This window comes from Streptomyces sp. NRRL F-5727 (assembly GCF_000719555.1).
Taxonomy (GTDB): domain Bacteria; phylum Actinomycetota; class Actinomycetes; order Streptomycetales; family Streptomycetaceae; genus Streptomyces.
Genome location: NZ_JOGX01000022.1, coordinates 37,214 through 52,029, shown reverse-complemented (window position 1 = coordinate 52,029; position 14,816 = coordinate 37,214). Strand labels below are relative to the sequence as shown.

14 protein-coding genes are annotated in these 14,816 nt (G+C 74.3%); all 14 read right to left on the bottom strand.

Annotated features, from left to right (window positions below; genetic code table 11):
• Positions 1-114 precede the first annotated feature (114 nt).
• Positions 115-777, bottom strand: a complete 663-nt coding sequence (locus IF73_RS0117300) for a response regulator (RefSeq protein WP_031008756.1) — start codon at positions 775-777, stop codon at positions 115-117.
• Complete coding sequence (locus IF73_RS0117295; RefSeq protein WP_051716887.1) at positions 774-2,042, bottom strand: sensor histidine kinase; 1,269 nt, start codon at positions 2,040-2,042, stop codon at positions 774-776. The genes IF73_RS0117300 and IF73_RS0117295 overlap by 4 nt, the downstream gene beginning before the upstream one ends.
• 145 nt (positions 2,043-2,187) lie before the next feature.
• On the bottom strand, positions 2,188-3,057 hold the full coding sequence (locus IF73_RS0117290; RefSeq protein ID WP_031008753.1) for an alpha/beta hydrolase: 870 nt from the start codon (positions 3,055-3,057) through the stop codon (positions 2,188-2,190).
• A 138-nt stretch (positions 3,058-3,195) separates the two neighbouring features.
• Complete coding sequence (gene kynU / locus IF73_RS0117285; RefSeq protein WP_031008752.1) at positions 3,196-4,395, bottom strand: kynureninase; 1,200 nt, start codon at positions 4,393-4,395, stop codon at positions 3,196-3,198.
• Positions 4,388-5,257 carry a tryptophan 2,3-dioxygenase family protein gene (locus tag IF73_RS0117280; protein ID WP_031008751.1) on the bottom strand — a complete coding sequence of 290 codons (870 nt, stop codon included), beginning with the start codon at positions 5,255-5,257 and terminating at the stop codon, positions 4,388-4,390. The genes kynU and IF73_RS0117280 overlap by 8 nt, the downstream gene beginning before the upstream one ends.
• 133 nt (positions 5,258-5,390) lie before the next feature.
• Positions 5,391-6,194: a DUF3152 domain-containing protein gene (locus IF73_RS0117275; protein ID WP_107049271.1), complete on the bottom strand. Its 804-nt coding sequence runs from the start codon at positions 6,192-6,194 to the stop codon at positions 5,391-5,393.
• Between the two features lie 176 nt (positions 6,195-6,370).
• Positions 6,371-6,784: a DUF3151 domain-containing protein gene (locus tag IF73_RS0117270; protein WP_030497339.1), complete on the bottom strand. Its 414-nt coding sequence runs from the start codon at positions 6,782-6,784 to the stop codon at positions 6,371-6,373.
• Between the two features lie 41 nt (positions 6,785-6,825).
• Entirely contained in the window at positions 6,826-8,274 is a 1,449-nt protein-coding gene (locus IF73_RS0117265; RefSeq protein ID WP_031008747.1) for an MFS transporter, read from the bottom strand.
• 37 nt (positions 8,275-8,311) lie between these two features.
• On the bottom strand, positions 8,312-9,487 hold the full coding sequence (locus IF73_RS0117260) for a MalY/PatB family protein (protein ID WP_031008744.1): 1,176 nt from the start codon (positions 9,485-9,487) through the stop codon (positions 8,312-8,314).
• Positions 9,488-9,561: 74 nt separating this feature from the next.
• Entirely contained in the window at positions 9,562-10,584 is a 1,023-nt protein-coding gene (gene fbaA / locus IF73_RS0117255; RefSeq protein WP_031008743.1) for a class II fructose-bisphosphate aldolase, read from the bottom strand.
• A 236-nt stretch (positions 10,585-10,820) separates the two neighbouring features.
• A complete protein-coding gene (gene pyrE / locus IF73_RS0117250) occupies positions 10,821-11,369 on the bottom strand; it encodes an orotate phosphoribosyltransferase (RefSeq protein ID WP_031008740.1) in 549 nt (182 codons plus the stop codon).
• 10 nt (positions 11,370-11,379) lie between these two features.
• Complete coding sequence (locus IF73_RS0117245; protein ID WP_031008738.1) at positions 11,380-12,171, bottom strand: aldose epimerase; 792 nt, start codon at positions 12,169-12,171, stop codon at positions 11,380-11,382.
• A gap of 54 nt (positions 12,172-12,225) precedes the next feature.
• Positions 12,226-13,023 carry an SRPBCC family protein gene (locus IF73_RS0117240; RefSeq protein ID WP_031008736.1) on the bottom strand — a complete coding sequence of 266 codons (798 nt, stop codon included), beginning with the start codon at positions 13,021-13,023 and terminating at the stop codon, positions 12,226-12,228.
• A gap of 74 nt (positions 13,024-13,097) precedes the next feature.
• Positions 13,098-14,792, bottom strand: a complete 1,695-nt coding sequence (locus tag IF73_RS0117235) for a polyamine aminopropyltransferase (protein WP_031008734.1) — start codon at positions 14,790-14,792, stop codon at positions 13,098-13,100.
• Positions 14,793-14,816 lie beyond the last annotated feature (24 nt).

Genomic DNA, 14,816 nt, shown 5'->3' with positions numbered 1-14,816 from the left:
TGCTCTCGGCGTGCCGGGCGCGAGCGCTCGTACTGGACGTACGTGGGCTTGTGCCCGGTGCGGCGAGAGCGCGTGCATGGCGTCGCGGGGCAGGCGGGAGTGTGACGACAGGGCCTAGCGCCCGACCTGGACCAGCCGCGCCTCGTACGCGAAGACCGCCGCCTGGGTCCGGTCGCGCAGGCCCAGCTTCACCAGGATCCGGCTGACGTGCGTCTTGATCGTCGACTCGGCGACGACGAGGTGGCCGGCGATCTCCTGGTTGGACAGGCCCTGGGCGATCAGCACCAGGACCTCCGTCTCGCGCTCGGTGAGTTCGCCGACCTGGGAGACGGCGGGCGCCTTCGGCGCGGTGTCGGCGGACTTCGCGAACTCGGTGATGAGCCGCTTCGTCACGGTCGGCGCGAGCAGCGCCTCCCCGGCCGCGACGACCCGGACGCCCTCGGCGAGCTGCCGCGCGGAGGCGTCCTTGAGGAGGAAGCCGGAGGCGCCGGCGCGCAGCGCCTGGTAGACGTACTCGTCGAGGTCGAAGGTGGTCAGGACGAGCACCTTGGCGTCCGCGTCGGCGGCGACGATCTCCCGGGTGGCCTCGATGCCGTTCAGCTCGGGCATCCGGATGTCCATGAGGACCACGTCCGGGCGGAGGGCCGCGACCTGGGCGACGGCCTCCCGGCCGTTGACGGCCTCCCCGACGACCTCGATGTCCGGCATCGCGCCGAGCAGCACGGAGAAGCCCTCACGGACCATGATCTGGTCGTCGACGATCAGCACCCTGATCACTGGTCGGCCCCTTCCCGCTGGACGGGGACGAAGACGGCGACCTCGTAGCCGCTGTCCTCGGTCGGCCCGTCGGTCATCTCGCCGCCGAGCATCGTGACACGCTCCCGCATGCCCGTGATGCCGTGGCCCGCCCCCGGCGAGGGCTTCACCAGGCCGCGCGCCGGGCCGTTGGCGATCCGCAGGCCGAGACCGCCGAGGACATGGCTGACCTCGACCTTCGCCGGGGCGCCGGGCGCGTGCCGCAGCACGTTCGACAGCGCCTCCTGGACGATCCGGTACGCGGACAGCTCCACGCCCTGCGGCAGCTCGCGCACCGCGCCGGTCACCGTCACGGTCACGTCGAGCCCGGCCTCCCGGACGTTGGCGACCAGGCCGTCGAGGTCGGCGAGGGTCGGCTGCGGGGCGTCGGGGGCCTCGTAGTCCTCCGCGCGGACGACACCGAGGATGCGGCGCAGCTCGGTGAGGGCGGCGACCGCGTTCTCCCGGATGGTGCGGAACGCCTGCTCCAGCTCCGGCGGCGGGTTCTCCACCCGGTAGGGCGCGGCCTCGGCCTGGATGGCGACCACCGACATGTGGTGGGCGACGACGTCGTGCAGCTCGCGGGCGATGGTGGTCCGCTCTTCGAGGAGGGTCCGCCGGGACCGCTCGACGGCGGTGACGGTCTGCTGGGCGGTGACCTCGCGGACGGCCTGGCTGCGGATCTGGACGACGGCGATGACCAGCAGGAAGAGGGCGGAGAAGAACAGCATCTCGGCGCCGTTGAAGCCGTATCCCGAGCCCATGCCCAGGAAGAAGGCGGTGAAGGTGGCGTACGCGGCGGTGACCGCCCACATCCAGGCGGCGGTGCGGGGCCGGGTCCGCAGGGCGACGATCACGAGGACGAAGAGGTGGGCGGCGAAGGAGCTCGGCGCCCAGGGCCAGCCGTCGTACCCGGTCAGGTAGGCGACGAAGGGCGTCGAGCAGATCGACAGCCAGAAGGCCGGGGCGGGGCGGATCAGGGTGAGGAGCACGGCGGCCGTCGGCACCACGCAGGTGACGAGGGCGACCGGGCCGACGGTGTCGTTGATCTCGTCGAAGCCCAGGAGGAAGGTCACCAGGGCGAGGAAGGCGATCGCCGCGTGCGGCAGCAGCACGGCGTGCGGGCGCAGCCGCCGGGGCAGGAAGCGCAGCACGGGGCTGTCCGGCGCGAGCCGGGGCAGCGGACGGTAGGAGAGGGCGTCGCCGGAGAGGTCCTCACGCAGACCGCCGATGGCGTCCAACGTCATGCGGAGCTCGGGGCTGCGGCTGCCCGTGTCGGGGGTCTGTGTCGGGTTCACGCCGTCCACGGTACGGAAGGCCCGGGGAGGCCCGCGTCCGGCTGGATGCGGATCCCGGGCCGTCCCCCTTGAGTACTACGAGGCCGTGGCGGGCTCAGAACGCGAGCTGGGCGAGCTCCTCCGCGACCACCGCGCACGCGTCGGCCGCCGGGTCGATCAGCGGGAAGTGGCCGACGTCCTCCAGGAGCGTCAGGCCGACCGTCTCGCCCGCCTTCGCGGCCGCCTCCACGAAGGCGTCGGCGACCTCGGCGAAGACGGTGAGGTCCGCGCGGCCCTGGACGAGGGTGGTGGCGATGCCGGTGGGCAGCAGCCGCGCCGGGTCGGTGGCGGCGGCCCGCTCCTCGTACGCCTCCTCGCCGCCGAGCAGCTGGGTGATCGCCCCGCCGCAGACGTCCAGCTCGCGGGCGCGCTCGAAGTGCCCGATCGGGGCGAGGGCGACGACCCCGCGCAGCGGGGGCGGGGCGGGCAGCCGCCAGGGGGAGCCGGCCGGCAGCACGTGCCGGGCGGCGGCCCAGAGGGCGAGCTGGCCGCCGGCCGAGTGCCCGGTGAGGACCGTACGGTGCGGGTCGGCGTCCGGCAGGTGGACGGCGGCGAGGTCCGGCAGCGCGTCGAGGGCGGCGGCGACGTCGTCGAAGGTCTCCGGCCAGCGGCCGGCGACCGGGGCCGTACCGTCCTGCTGGGGCAGGCCGGGGCCGCGCCGGTACTCGACGCTGGCGACGGCGAAGCCGCGGCGGGCGAGGAAGTCCGCGAAGGGCCCGAGGTGGTGGCGGTCGTAGGGCGCCCGCCAGGCGCCGCCGTGCAGGGCGACGACGAGCGGGGCGCGCCCCGTACCGGTCCTGGGGGCGTAGAAGTCGATGACCTGGTCGGGGTGTTCGCCGTACGCGGCGGTGGCGTCGGGCGGGACGGCCGGGTGCGAGAAGGCCGATGCCTCTTCGGCGGCGTCGCGCGCGGCGGGGTCCGGCATGGCGTGTTCCAACCTCTCGGTGACGGGGCCGAATCGGCCTGACCTGCGGGGACCGTATCAGGGTCCGGGCCCCGCAGATCAGGTGAAGATCCCATCTGACGACCGGTCACCGGCCGTCCACCGACGGTGATTCGGCCGCTACGACGCCGGCGTCTCCGCCAGCACGTCGGCGAGGACCCGGGCCGCCCGCTCGGTGTCCGCGAAGCCGACGTACAGCGGGGTGAAGCCGAACCGCAGGAGGCCGGGGCGCAGGTCGCCGACGACGCCGCGGCGGATCAGCTCCGGCATGACGGCGGCCGCGTCCGCGCAGGCCAGTCCGACCTGGCTGCCGCGCTCGGCGTGCCGCTCGGGGGTGATCGGCGTGACCCGGCCCTCGGGGACGTACGCCCGCACGCACTCCAGGAAGAGGTCCGTGAGGGCGAGGGACTTGGCGCGGACGGCGTCGACGGTGACCCCGTCCCACACGTCGAGCGCCGCCTCCAGGGCCAGCATGGACAGGATGTCGGGGGTGCCGACGCGGCCCCGCACGGCGCCGCCCGCCGGCCGGTAGCCGGAGTCCATGCCGAAGGGGTCGGCGTGCGAGGTCCAGCCCGGCAGCGGCGAGTCGAAGCGGTCCTGGTGGCGCTCGGCGACGTACAGGAACGCGGGCGAACCGGGGCCGCCGTTCAGGTACTTGTAGGTGCAGCCGACGGCCAGGTCCACGCCGTGCTCGTCGAGGCCGACGGGCAGCGCGCCGACGCTGTGGCACAGGTCCCAGACGGCGAGGGCGCCCGCCGCGTGGAGGGCGGCGGTGGTGCCGGGCAGGTCGTGGAGGCGGCCGGTGCGATAGTCGACGTGGTTGACGAGCGCGAGCGCCGTCCGTTCGTTCGCCGCGGCGGGGATGTCGGCCGGGTCGAGGGCCACGATCCGGTGACCGGTCATCCGGGCGGCGGACTCCGCGATGTACCCGTCCGTGGGAAAGGTCGAGGCGTCCACGAGGATCTCGTCGCGTCCCTCCCCGGCGAGCCGGGTGGCCGCGACGACCGCCTTGAAGACGTTCACGCTGGTCGAGTCGCCGACCACGATCTGGCCGGCGGCGGCGCCGGCCAGCGGGGCGATCCGGTCGCCGATCCGCTCGGGGGCGGTCCACCAGCCCGACTCGTCCCAGGAGCGGATCCGCAGCTGGCCCCACTCGCGGCCGATGACGTCGGCCATCCGGGCGGGGACGTGCGCGGGGAGCGCACCGAGCGAGTTGCCGTCGAGGTAGACGGTCTCCTCGTCGAGGGCGAATGCGGCGCGGTGGCCGGCCAGCGGGTCGGCGGCGTCGAGCTCGAGGGCTCGCTCGTACAGGTCAGACATGGCTACGGGCCGTCCAGAGCTCGGGGAACACGTTCTTCTGTGCACGCTTCTCCAGCCAGGCCACCCCCGCGGAGCCGCCGGTGCCGGTTTTGGCGCCCATCGCGCGGCGGGTCGCCACCAGGTGGTCGTTGCGCCATCGCCAGACCAGTTCGGCGACGTCGCTGAGCGCCTCGCCGAGGCGGACCAGCTCGGCGTTGCCGTCGGCCTCGGGCTCCGCGTAGAGCCCCGCCCACACGGCTTCGACCTGCGGCGACGGCTCGTACCGCCGGGTGAGGTCGCGGCTGAGGACGGACGGCGGGACGGGCAGGCCGCGCCGGGCGAGCAGGCCGAGCACCTCGTCGTAGAGGCTCGGCTCGTGGAGCGCCTTCTCCAGCTCGGCGTGGACGCGGGGCGCGCCCCGGTGCGGGACGAGCATGGACGCCGACTTCTCGCCGAGCAGGAACTCCATGCGGCGGTACATCGCCGACTGGAAGCCGGAGCCCTCGCCGAGGGCGCCGCGGTAGGAGTTGAACTGGGCGGGGGTGAGCTGGGCGAGCGGGCGCCAGGAGTGGTTGAGCGCCTCCAGCTCGCGCACCGAGCGCTTCAGCGCGTCGACGGCGACCGGCAGCCGGTCCTCGCGCAGCGCGCGGCTCGCGGTCTCCCACTCGTGGACGATGACGGTGAACCACAGCTCCATGACCTGGGTGGTGACCAGGAAGACCATCTCGCCGGGGTCGTCGGAGCGGAGGTGCTGGAGGTGGGTGAGGACGTCCGCCTGGACGTAGTCCTCGTACGGTGTGGTGCCCGCGAAGTCGAGGTTGGGCGTCGCCTCGGACGCCTCGTCCGCCGCGGTGGAATCCGGAGAACCCGGGAAGAGTGACATCGCTGTCTCCTCGGTACGCACTACCGGGTAGCGGTCTGCTCCACCGCGCACGGCCTCCGCTCGCTGCGGAAGGCGCCACGGGAGCCCCGGTCCCCTCAGGAGGCGTGCTGCCTCGCGCGCCGTCCCATGCGCATCATGACACGATCGGACCGGTGATGTAGACCCCGTCTTCGTCATACGGAAAAGCGTTCGAACGGCAGCCGTTGAGTCCCTTGATCTGCTGCATCATCGCGGGTGCGAGCTTGCCCGGACCGCCGCAGCCCATGTGCTGCCGGATGCCGATCTCGTGCCCGACCTCGTGGTTGATGATCAGGTGCCGGTACTCCTCCGGCGGCCCCGCGAAGGTCGGCGAGCCCAGCATCCACCGCTTGAGGTTCACCACGACCCCGTCGGTGGTCTCGCAGTTCAGCTCGCCGTGGGTGTTGAGGCCCTGCCGGGCGCAGAGCGCGTCCGCCGTGTCGGGGGTGGCGATCCGGATCACGAAGTCGGCGTTCGACTCGACCAGCTGGAAACGGCCCCGGCCGTGCGCGGCCCAGCTGCGCGGATGGGCCAGGATCGCCTCGATCTCGGCGGCGGTCTCCCGGGCCGACAGCTCCAGCCCCTCCTCGACCTGCACCCGGTAGCGGCGCAGTGTGCCGCTCTCCCCGGTGACGCCGCCGGAGGCGGAGGCGGTGGTGAAGGTGCCCCGGCCGGACTGCGGCACGGTCACGGACTTCTTCCCGGTCGCCGTCGGCGTCGGCTTGGCGGTGGCCTTGGGTTTCGGTTTCGGCTTGGGTTTCGGCTTCGGCTTCGGCGAGGCCGTGCGGGTCGGCGTCGGGGCGGCGGTCGTCGTGGGCGCCGGCGCCCCGGCCGCCGGGGCCTTGGCCGCGCCGGCGCGCAGCTCCACCTCGCTCTGGAAGTGCGCGAGCGCCACGCCCGCGCCGAGCGAGACGCCCATCAGGACCAGGGTCGACAGGACGAGCCGGCCGCGGCGCGTGACACGCGTCCCCCCGCGGCGGCTCCTCCCGCTATGTCGGTTCTGTCGGCGCCGGTCAGGCGCTCCCCGCTTGCCCACGACAGTTTCCCCCCTGCTTCCGGCCGGTCCGGGGGATCGTACCGGCCGGGGGGAGACGATCAGCCGAGGGTGTCGGCCGCGGTCTCCGACGAGTCCCGCAGGAAGGTGGTGCAGCGCTCGTACTCGGCCTGCTCGCCGATCTCCCCCGCGGCCCGCGCCAGCGCGTGCAGGGCCCGCAGGAAGCCGCGGTTCGGCTCGTGCTCCCACGGCACCGGGCCGTGGCCCTTCCAGCCGTTGCGCCGCAGCGCGTCCAGCGCCCGGTGGTAGCCGGTCCGGGCGTAGGCGTACGACTCCACCACGCGGCCGGCCTCGAACGCGTCGTCCGCGAGCTGCGCCCACGCCAGCGAGGAGGTCGGGTACTTCGCGGCGACGTCCGCCGGGGCGGTGCCCTGCGCGAGGAGCTCGCGCGGCTCGGGCTCGTCGGGGAGCAGGGTGGGCGCGGGCCCGCCCAGCAGGTTCTCATGGATAGCCATCCCCCCAGTCTGCCGCACGCCACCGCGCGGGGCGCCCGCGTTCAGGGGGCGCCCGGGTCGAGCGGCGGGGAGGTCACCCCGCAGTGCGTCCGGCACTCGGGGTGGCAGCCCGGGGCCTCGGGGGTCCGCATGGTCGTCCAGGCGAGCACCGCGCCCGCCACCAGCACCCCGGCGCAGATCGCCATCGCCCGGTCGAACGTCGCGTCGAACTCGGTCGCCGAGCGGTACGCCTCCGGCCCCATCCCCGTCAGCAGCGGCAGCGCCGCCACCGCGACGAGCCCGGCCGCCCGGGCCGCCGCGTTGTTGATGCCGCTGGCCAGACCGGCGCGGGAGACGTCCACCGAGGCGAGGACGGTCGCGGTCAGCGGCGCGACCAGGGCCGTCATGCCCAGCCCCAGCACGAGGAGGGCCGGCAGCACGTCCCGTACGTACGAGGCGTCCTCCCCGGCCCGGGTCATCAGCAGCATCCCGGCGGCGCACAGCAGCGGGCCGACGGTCAGCGGGACGCGCGGTCCGATCCGCTCCCCCAGCTCGCCCGAGCGCGCGGAGAGCAGCAGCATCAGGACGGTGGTGGGCAGCAGGGCCGTTCCGGCGGCGAGGGCGGAGTAGCCGGAGACCACCTGGAGCTGGATCACGGCGAGGAAGAAGAAGCCGCCGAAGGCCGCGTACACACAGAGCGTCACGAGGTTGACGGCGGTGAAGAGCCGGGACCGGAAGATCGACGGCGGCATCATCGCGGACTCGCCCCGCCGCCGCTCCACCACCACGAACCCGGCCCCGACCAGCGCCCCCACCACGCCCGGCCACCACACCCCGTCGATCAGCGCGTAGGTGACGAGGCCGAGCGCCGCCGCGCCGAGCACCGCGCCGAGCACGTCGAAGCGGCCGCGCGCGGTCTCGTCGCGGGACTCGGGGACGTGCCGCAGCGCGACCGGCACGCAGAGCGCGGCGAGCGGCACGTTGAGCAGGAAGACCCACCGCCAGCCGGGCCCGTCGACGAGCCACCCGCCGACGAACGGCCCCACCGCCGCCCCGACCCCGCCGAAGCCGGACCACAGGCCGACCGCCCGGGCCCGGTCGTCCGGGTGGAAGCTCGCCTGGATCAGCGCGAGCGACCCCGGCGTGAGCAGCGCCCCGCCGACGCCCTGGAGGGCGCGGGCGGCGATGAGGACGCCGGCGTTCGGGGCGAGCCCGCAGAGCAGCGAGGCGAGGGCGAACCAGACGACGCCGACGACGAAGACCCGCCGCCGCCCGTACCGGTCGCCGAGCGACCCGCCGAGCAGGATGAGCCCGGCCAGCGTCAGCATGTAGGCGTTGACGGTCCACTGGAGGACGGCGAGGTCGGCACCGAGGTCCTCGCCGATGTGCGGCAGCGCCACGTTGACGACCGTCGAGTCGAGCAGCGCCATCCCGGACCCGAGGACGGTGGTGAAGACGATCCACCGCCCGGACCCGGACGCCATCCGCACCTCGGCACCGGCCGCGCTCATGCCTGCATCGTCCCGCGTTCCGGCGGCGCCTGCCTCCTCAGCCCCGGTCGGTGCGCAGCCGTGCCGCCGCCCTGACCAGGGCGTCCACGCCCCGTTCGGCCTTGGCGCGCGGGCAGCCGACGTTGAGCCGGACGAAGCCGGGGGTCCCGTAGGTGCCGCCCGGCATGATCGCGACCCTCTCGGTCCCGACCAGTTCCTCCTGGAGGCGGTCCTCGTCGACGCCGAGCGGCCGGAGGTCGATCCAGGCGAGGTAGCCGGCCTGCGGCGGCCGCCACTCCACGCCGGGCAGGCCCGCCGCGAGCCGGTCGGCGACCATCGCCATCGTGCCGGCGACATAGCCGCGCAGCGCGTCCAGCCACGGTGCGCCGTGCCGGTAGGCGGCGACGTGGGCGGTGAGCGAGAGGACCGCCGGGGAGGCGAGGCCCTCGCCGGTCTCCATCCGGCGGACGAAGGCGGCCCGCTCCTCCGGGTCGCCGACGAAGCCGTACGAGCCGGAGAGCGCCGGGAAGTTGAACGCCTTGGTGCCGGAGGTGACGAGCGCCCAGCGCCGGTCGCCGCCGGCCTCCGCGATCCGGGTCCACGGGAGGTGCCGGTGCCCGTCGGCGGTGAGGTCGGCGTGGATCTCGTCGCTGACGACGGGCACGCCGTACCGCCGGGCGAGCCGCGCGAACTCGGTGAGCTCCGCCTCCGTCCACACCCGCCCGGTGGGGTTGTGCGGGGAGCAGAGCAGCAGCATCGTGCTGTCCGGCCGGGCCAGCTCCCGCTCCAGCGCCGCCGTGTCCCCGATCGGGACCCCGCGCAGTTCGCGGCCGAGCCCGGTGACGGCCTTGCGGAAGCCGTCGTAGGTGGGGGTGTGGGTGACGACGCCGTCGCCCGGGCGGGTCCACATCCGCAGCAGCTGGGAGACCTGGTTGAGCACGGAGGGCGCGTAGACCAGCGCCTCGGTGTCGACGGCGGTGTCGTACCGGCTCGCGTACCAGTGGCGTATCGCCTCCCGGAAGCCGTCGTCGCCGCCGAGCCGCCAGTCGGTGTAGCCGAAGACGCCGTGGTCGACGCGGGCGCGCAGCGCGTCCAGGACCTCGGGCGGGGAGGCGAAGTCCATGTCGGAGATGGTGAAGGGGAGCAGGTCGGGGACGCCGAAGCGGTCCGCGATCCCGTCCCACTGGACCGACCAGGTGCCCCGCCGGTCCCGTATCGCGTCGAAGTCGTACATCGGCGTCCTCTCCTGGGGACGCGAAGGGCCCGGCACCCTCACGCGGGGGGTGCCGGGCCCTTCGGTCACGGCGGTTACTTCAGCTTCTTGCCGGCCGAGCGCAGCGCCTCGCACGCCTCGGTGACACGCGCGGCCATGCCCGCCTCGGCGAGCTTGCCCCAGGTGCGCGGGTCGTAGGTGGACTTCTTGCCGACCTCGCCGTCGACCTTCAGGACACCGTCGTAGTTGCGGAACATGTGGTCCACGACCGGACGGGTGAAGGCGTACTGGGTGTCGGTGTCGAGGTTCATCTTGACCACGCCGTTCTCGATGGCGGTGGCGATCTCCTCGGCGGTCGAGCCGGAGCCGCCGTGGAAGACGAAGTCGAACGGGGACGCCTGGCCGAACTTCTCGGCGACGCCGGCCTGGAGGTCCTTGAGGAGCTCGGGGCGCAGCACGACGTTGCCCGGCTTGTAGACGCCGTGCACGTTGCCGAAGGAGGCGGCGAGCAGGTAGCGGCCCTTCTCGCCCAGGCCCAGGGCCTCGGCGGTGCGGATCGCGTCGTCGACGGAGGTGTACAGCTCGTCGTTGATCTCGTGGCTGACGCCGTCCTCCTCGCCGCCGGTCGGGGTGATCTCGACCTCGAGGATGATCTTGGCGGCGGCGGCCTTGGCGAGCAGCTCCTGGCCGATGGCCAGGTTGTCGGCGAGGGTCTCGGCGGAGCCGTCCCACATGTGCGACTGGAACAGCGGGTTCCGGCCGGCCTGGACGCGCTCGGCGGAGATGTCGAGCAGCGGGCGGACGTAGCCGTCCAGCTTGTCCTTCGGGCAGTGGTCCGTGTGCAGCGCGACGGTGATGTCGTACTTCGCGGCGACGATGTGGGCGAACTCGGCCAGGGCGACGGCGCCCGTGACCATGTCCTTGCTGTACTGGCCGCCCAGGAACTCGGCGCCACCGGTCGAGATCTGGATGATGCCGTCGCTCTGGGCCTCGGCGAACCCGCGCAGCGCCGCGTGGAGGGTCTGGGACGAGGTCACGTTGATGGCCGGGTAGGCGAACTTGCCAGCCTTCGCCCGGTCGAGCATCTCGGCGTAGACCTCGGGGGTTGCGATGGGCATTCGTCCGCTCCTTGTGATGTGCGGGTGTGGGCGTTGCTTTGTCCCTGACCTAGGGGCGACGTCATCGTCGGGGCCATCTTTCCAGACTCTTGTGCGGGCTCCCACGGGCGGCGCATGCCGAAGGGCGGGGTGTTTCACGTGAAACACCCCGCCCTTCGGGAAAAGCGCAGGTCAGAACCGGGTGGGCCGGGGTCCGGGACCTAAGTCACGACTTCGCGGCGGTTCGTCCGGTGCGCTTACGCGAGACCGAGCTCGTCGAGCGCGTAGGCGTAGAGGTACGGGACGCCCGCCGTGCCGCTGATCTTCTCGCCGGCGCCGGTGGCGCGGTCCACGATCGTGGCGACGGCGACGACCTCGGCGCCGGCCGCGCGGGCCGCCTCGACGGCGGTCAGCGGGGAGCCGCCGGTGGTGGAGGTGTCCTCGACGATCAGGACCCGGCGGCCCTTGATGTCCGGGCCCTCGACCTGGCGCTGCATGCCGTGGGCCTTGGCGGCCTTGCGGACGACGAAGGCGTCCAGGCGCTCGCCGCGCGCGGCGGAGGCGTGCAGCATCGAGGTGGCGACGGGGTCGGCGCCCAGGGTGAGGCCGCCGACCGCGTCGAAGTCGAGGTCCTTGACCAGGTCGAGCATGACCTGGCCGACCAGCGGCGACGCCGCCCCGTCCAGCGTGATCCGGCGCAGGTCCACGTAGTAGTCGGCTTCCAGACCCGAGGAGAGGGTCACCTTGCCGTGCACCACGGCCTTGTCCTTGATCTGCTGGAGCAGTTCAGCGCGTACGTCAGTCATGCTCAGCAGCTTAGAGCCGCTGCCAGGCCCAGACGCTCTCGACCTCCAGCGGGTCGATGGGGGTGACCAGGCGCGGGTGGGTGTTGAGGCCGTTCGGCGGGCCGGACTGCGGCTCGACGCAGACCGCGTCCGCGGGCTCGTCGTAGATCACCACCCACTCGGCGCGGCTGGTCACCTTCAGCTCCAGCTCGCCCGGCCAGGTGAGGGTGACGTCGACGCCGTCGGGCATGCCGAAGCAGTCGTCCCAGGGGCCGGGGAGGGGGGCGACGCGCCGGCCGGTGGGCAGGTGGTCGTCGCCGCGCTCCTCCTGCCAGCCCGGCGTGAAGCCGATCGCCACGTCCTCGCCGCCCCGTCCGAGGTTCCGCAGGAACCAGGGGTGCCAGCCGGCCTGCGCCGGGAAGGAGTCGTCGTACGCCTCCACCCCGAACCGCAGCGTCAGCCGGTCCTCGGCCAGTTCGAGGACCTGGGTGACCCGGCCCTTGTACGGCCACGGGTCGTCGAGCTCGCAGGTGAGGACGGCCTCCGTGGCGGAGGTCCGGGCCACCGTCCAGGCCCGGTCGCGGACGGTGCCGTGGATGGCGTGCGGGGCCGCGTTGACGGGCAGCGTGTGGGTGGTGGCGCCGTCGCGGAACCGGCCCTCACGGGTCCGGCCGCACCAGGGCACCATCGGGAAGCTGCCGTAGCGCTCGCCCTGCTTGAGGACCTCGGTGCCGGCGATGCGCAGGCTCTCGATCCGGCCGCCGTGCTCGGGGTTGATGGTCAGCTCGGCGTCGCCCGCCGACAGTCGCGTCAGGTTGCTCACGCCCCGACCCTAAGTCCTGCGCCCCGGTGGATTGGACCGTTTCAACGCGGACGTTCAGCGGCGGCGGCGCAGGGCCCGCCCGACGATGACCGCGGAGGCGAGGGCGAGCGCGGCGGCGGGGGCGACCCAGCGGAGGGTGGCGCCCGCGCCGCTCGGCTCGGGGGCGGGCACGGGGGCGTACCGGCCGCGCGGCGGCGCGTGGTCGACCTCCTCGGCGCTGCGGCCGATCATCGTGCGGCGGGCGTGGGCGGCCTCGGCGGCGGGTGCGGCGGGGAGGTCGACGGGCGGGGCCGGCTCGGGGAACACGTCGTCGTCGAGGCCGGGGCCGCCGGCGAAGGCCCCGGTGCCGGTGCCGAAGGCGGTGTCCCCCTCGGGGGAGGCGTCGGGGGACCGGTCGGGGGCGTCCGCGGCGGCGAGCGCCGCGGCGGCCTCCACGAAGGCGTCCAGGAGCCGGGCGCGGGCGGCGTCCCGGGCCTCCTCGGGCTCCTCGGCGAGCCGGCCCGTGGCGCTGAGGGCGCCGGTGAAGCCGAGTCCGGTGCCTTCGGCCGCCGGGGTGAGGACGACGGTGAGGGAGACCTCGGCGACGCCCTTGCCGCGGGCCTCGGCGCCCTCGCCCTCGTAGGTGATCGCGCCGTCCCGTTCGACGATCCGCAGCCCGCCCCGGTAGGTGATGGTGTGGCCGCCGACCCGGAGCCGGAACCGCCCCACGAGGTCCTCGCCGGAGTCCTCGCCGGAGGCGGCCCCGGAGGCGTCGCGCTCGAAGCCGGGCAGGCAGCGCGCCACCCGGCCGGGGTCGGTGAGCGTGGCCCGCAGGGCCTCGGCCGGGACCGGGACGAACACCTCATGCTCCATGGGAGCCGAGCCTACTCAGCGGGGCGCCCGGCGTCGCCCGTTCGTCCCGGGCGCCGCGCCCCGGGGTCCCCCGCTCAGTGGCCGTACCGGGGGTGCACCAGCGTGGACGGCGGCAGTCCGGCGATCCGGGTCCGCTCGGCCCGCTGGGCGGCCGCGGCCAGGTCGCGCCGGGCGAGGGAGCGGAGCGGGGGCGCGTCGGGGGCGAGCCCGAGGGCGGGCGGCCGGGTGCCGCGGACGGCGAGCAGGAAGCCCCAGTCGTCGGGCTCGTGGCGGGTGCCGCTGGCCCGGTCGGCGCGGTCGGGGCCGGCGGCGAAGCCGGGGGTGCCGCCCTCGGTGCTGTACGGCCGGGTGGCGTAGCCGGCGGCGCGGAGGGTGGCGTCTGCGGTCCAGTAGGTGCGCGGCCGGTCGGTGGCGGGTCCGGCGTGCACGACGAGCCGGCCGCCGTCGGCGAGGGCGCGGGCGGCGAGGCCGTAGAACTCCTGGGCGTACAGCTTGGTGCTGGGGGTGATCCCGGGGTCGGGCAGATCGGAGATCACCACGTCGTACCGTTCCTGCACACGCTCGACGGCGCCCCTGAGCCAGTGGAAGGCGTCGGCGTGGACCACCCGCACCCGCGGGTCGCGGAACGCCTGCCCGTTGAGCGCGGCGAGCGCGGGGTCGGTGCGGGCGAGCCGGACGACCCCGGGGTCGAGTTCGACCACGGTGACGGCGCGGACGCCGGGGTAGCGGAGCACCTCGCGGGCGGCGAGGCCGTCGCCGCCGCCGACGATGAGGACGCGGGCGTGCGGCCCGTTCATCGCGGGGTGGACCAGCGCCTCGTGGTAGCGGTACTCGTCGGCGCCGGAGACCCGCAGCCGGCCGTCGAGGTAGAGGTCGGGCGGGCCCTCGGGGCCCCCGGTGACCACCACCTCCTGGAGCTCGGTGTGGACGGCGACCCGGACCCGCTCCCCGTACACGGCCCGGCGGGCGGCCTCCTCGAAGTCGTCGACGAGGACGGTCGCGGTGGCGAGCACGCCGAGGACGGTGAGGTTGACGCCGACGACGAGCGCGCGGCCACGGGCGGTGAGGTCGCGGCGGAAGAGCCAGAGCACCAGAACGGCACCCGCGACCGCGTTCACCGCGCCGGTGACGAGTGCGCCGCTCAACTGGCCCAGCCAGGGCAGCAGCAGGAACGGGAAGGCGAGACCGCCGACGAGCGCGCCCACGTAGTCGGCGGCGAAGAGGTCGGCGACGGTGCCGGCCGCGTCGTCGTGGTCGCCGGCCCGCCCGGCCCGGCCGGTGCCGACGGACCGGTCCGCCCGGCCGGTGCCGACGGACCGTTCCGGCACGCGCTGTATGAGCGACATCAGCAGCGGGATCTCCGCGCCGATCAGGATCCCGATGGCGAGCGAGAAGGCCACCAGGACCCAGCGGGACTCGCCGAACCAGGCGAAGCAGGCGTACAGCACCAGGGCCGAGGTGCCGCCGATGAGCGCGAGCGCGCCCTCGACCAGGCCGAAGCCGACGGCGGCCCGGCAGCGGAGCCGCTTGGCGAGCAGCGAGCCGAGACCCATCGCGAAGACCATCACGGAGAGCACCACGGACGCCTGGGTGACCGAGTCGCCGATCAGGTACGAGGCGAGCGCGACGAGTTCGAGCTCGTAGACGAGACCGCAGGCGGCGCAGACGAAGACCACGGCGAGGACCGGCCACCGCACCGTCTCGCGCGGCCGCGGTGGCGGTCGGCGCCGCACCCTCGTGGGTGGCAGGGTCACGGTCGGCTCGATCATGCCGTAACGCTACGTCACGACCAA

Coding starts and splice junctions, on each gene's coding strand:
- IF73_RS0117295 (WP_051716887.1), bottom strand. CDS start 2,042: ATGACGTTGGACGCCATCGGCGGTCTGCGTGAGGACCTCTCCGGCGAC.
- IF73_RS0117240 (WP_031008736.1), bottom strand. CDS start 13,023: ATGGAGCATGAGGTGTTCGTCCCGGTCCCGGCCGAGGCCCTGCGGGCC.
- IF73_RS0117270 (WP_030497339.1), bottom strand. CDS start 6,784: ATGGCTATCCATGAGAACCTGCTGGGCGGGCCCGCGCCCACCCTGCTC.
- pyrE (WP_031008740.1), bottom strand. CDS start 11,369: ATGACTGACGTACGCGCTGAACTGCTCCAGCAGATCAAGGACAAGGCC.
- IF73_RS0117290 (WP_031008753.1), bottom strand. CDS start 3,057: ATGCCGGACCCCGCCGCGCGCGACGCCGCCGAAGAGGCATCGGCCTTC.
- IF73_RS0117265 (WP_031008747.1), bottom strand. CDS start 8,274: ATGAGCGCGGCCGGTGCCGAGGTGCGGATGGCGTCCGGGTCCGGGCGG.
- IF73_RS0117280 (WP_031008751.1), bottom strand. CDS start 5,257: ATGTCACTCTTCCCGGGTTCTCCGGATTCCACCGCGGCGGACGAGGCG.
- fbaA (WP_031008743.1), bottom strand. CDS start 10,584: ATGCCCATCGCAACCCCCGAGGTCTACGCCGAGATGCTCGACCGGGCG.
- IF73_RS0117235 (WP_031008734.1), bottom strand. CDS start 14,792: ATGATCGAGCCGACCGTGACCCTGCCACCCACGAGGGTGCGGCGCCGA.
- kynU (WP_031008752.1), bottom strand. CDS start 4,395: ATGTCTGACCTGTACGAGCGAGCCCTCGAGCTCGACGCCGCCGACCCG.
- IF73_RS0117275 (WP_107049271.1), bottom strand. CDS start 6,194: ATGGGCGTCTCGCTCGGCGCGGGCGTGGCGCTCGCGCACTTCCAGAGC.
- IF73_RS0117260 (WP_031008744.1), bottom strand. CDS start 9,487: ATGTACGACTTCGACGCGATACGGGACCGGCGGGGCACCTGGTCGGTC.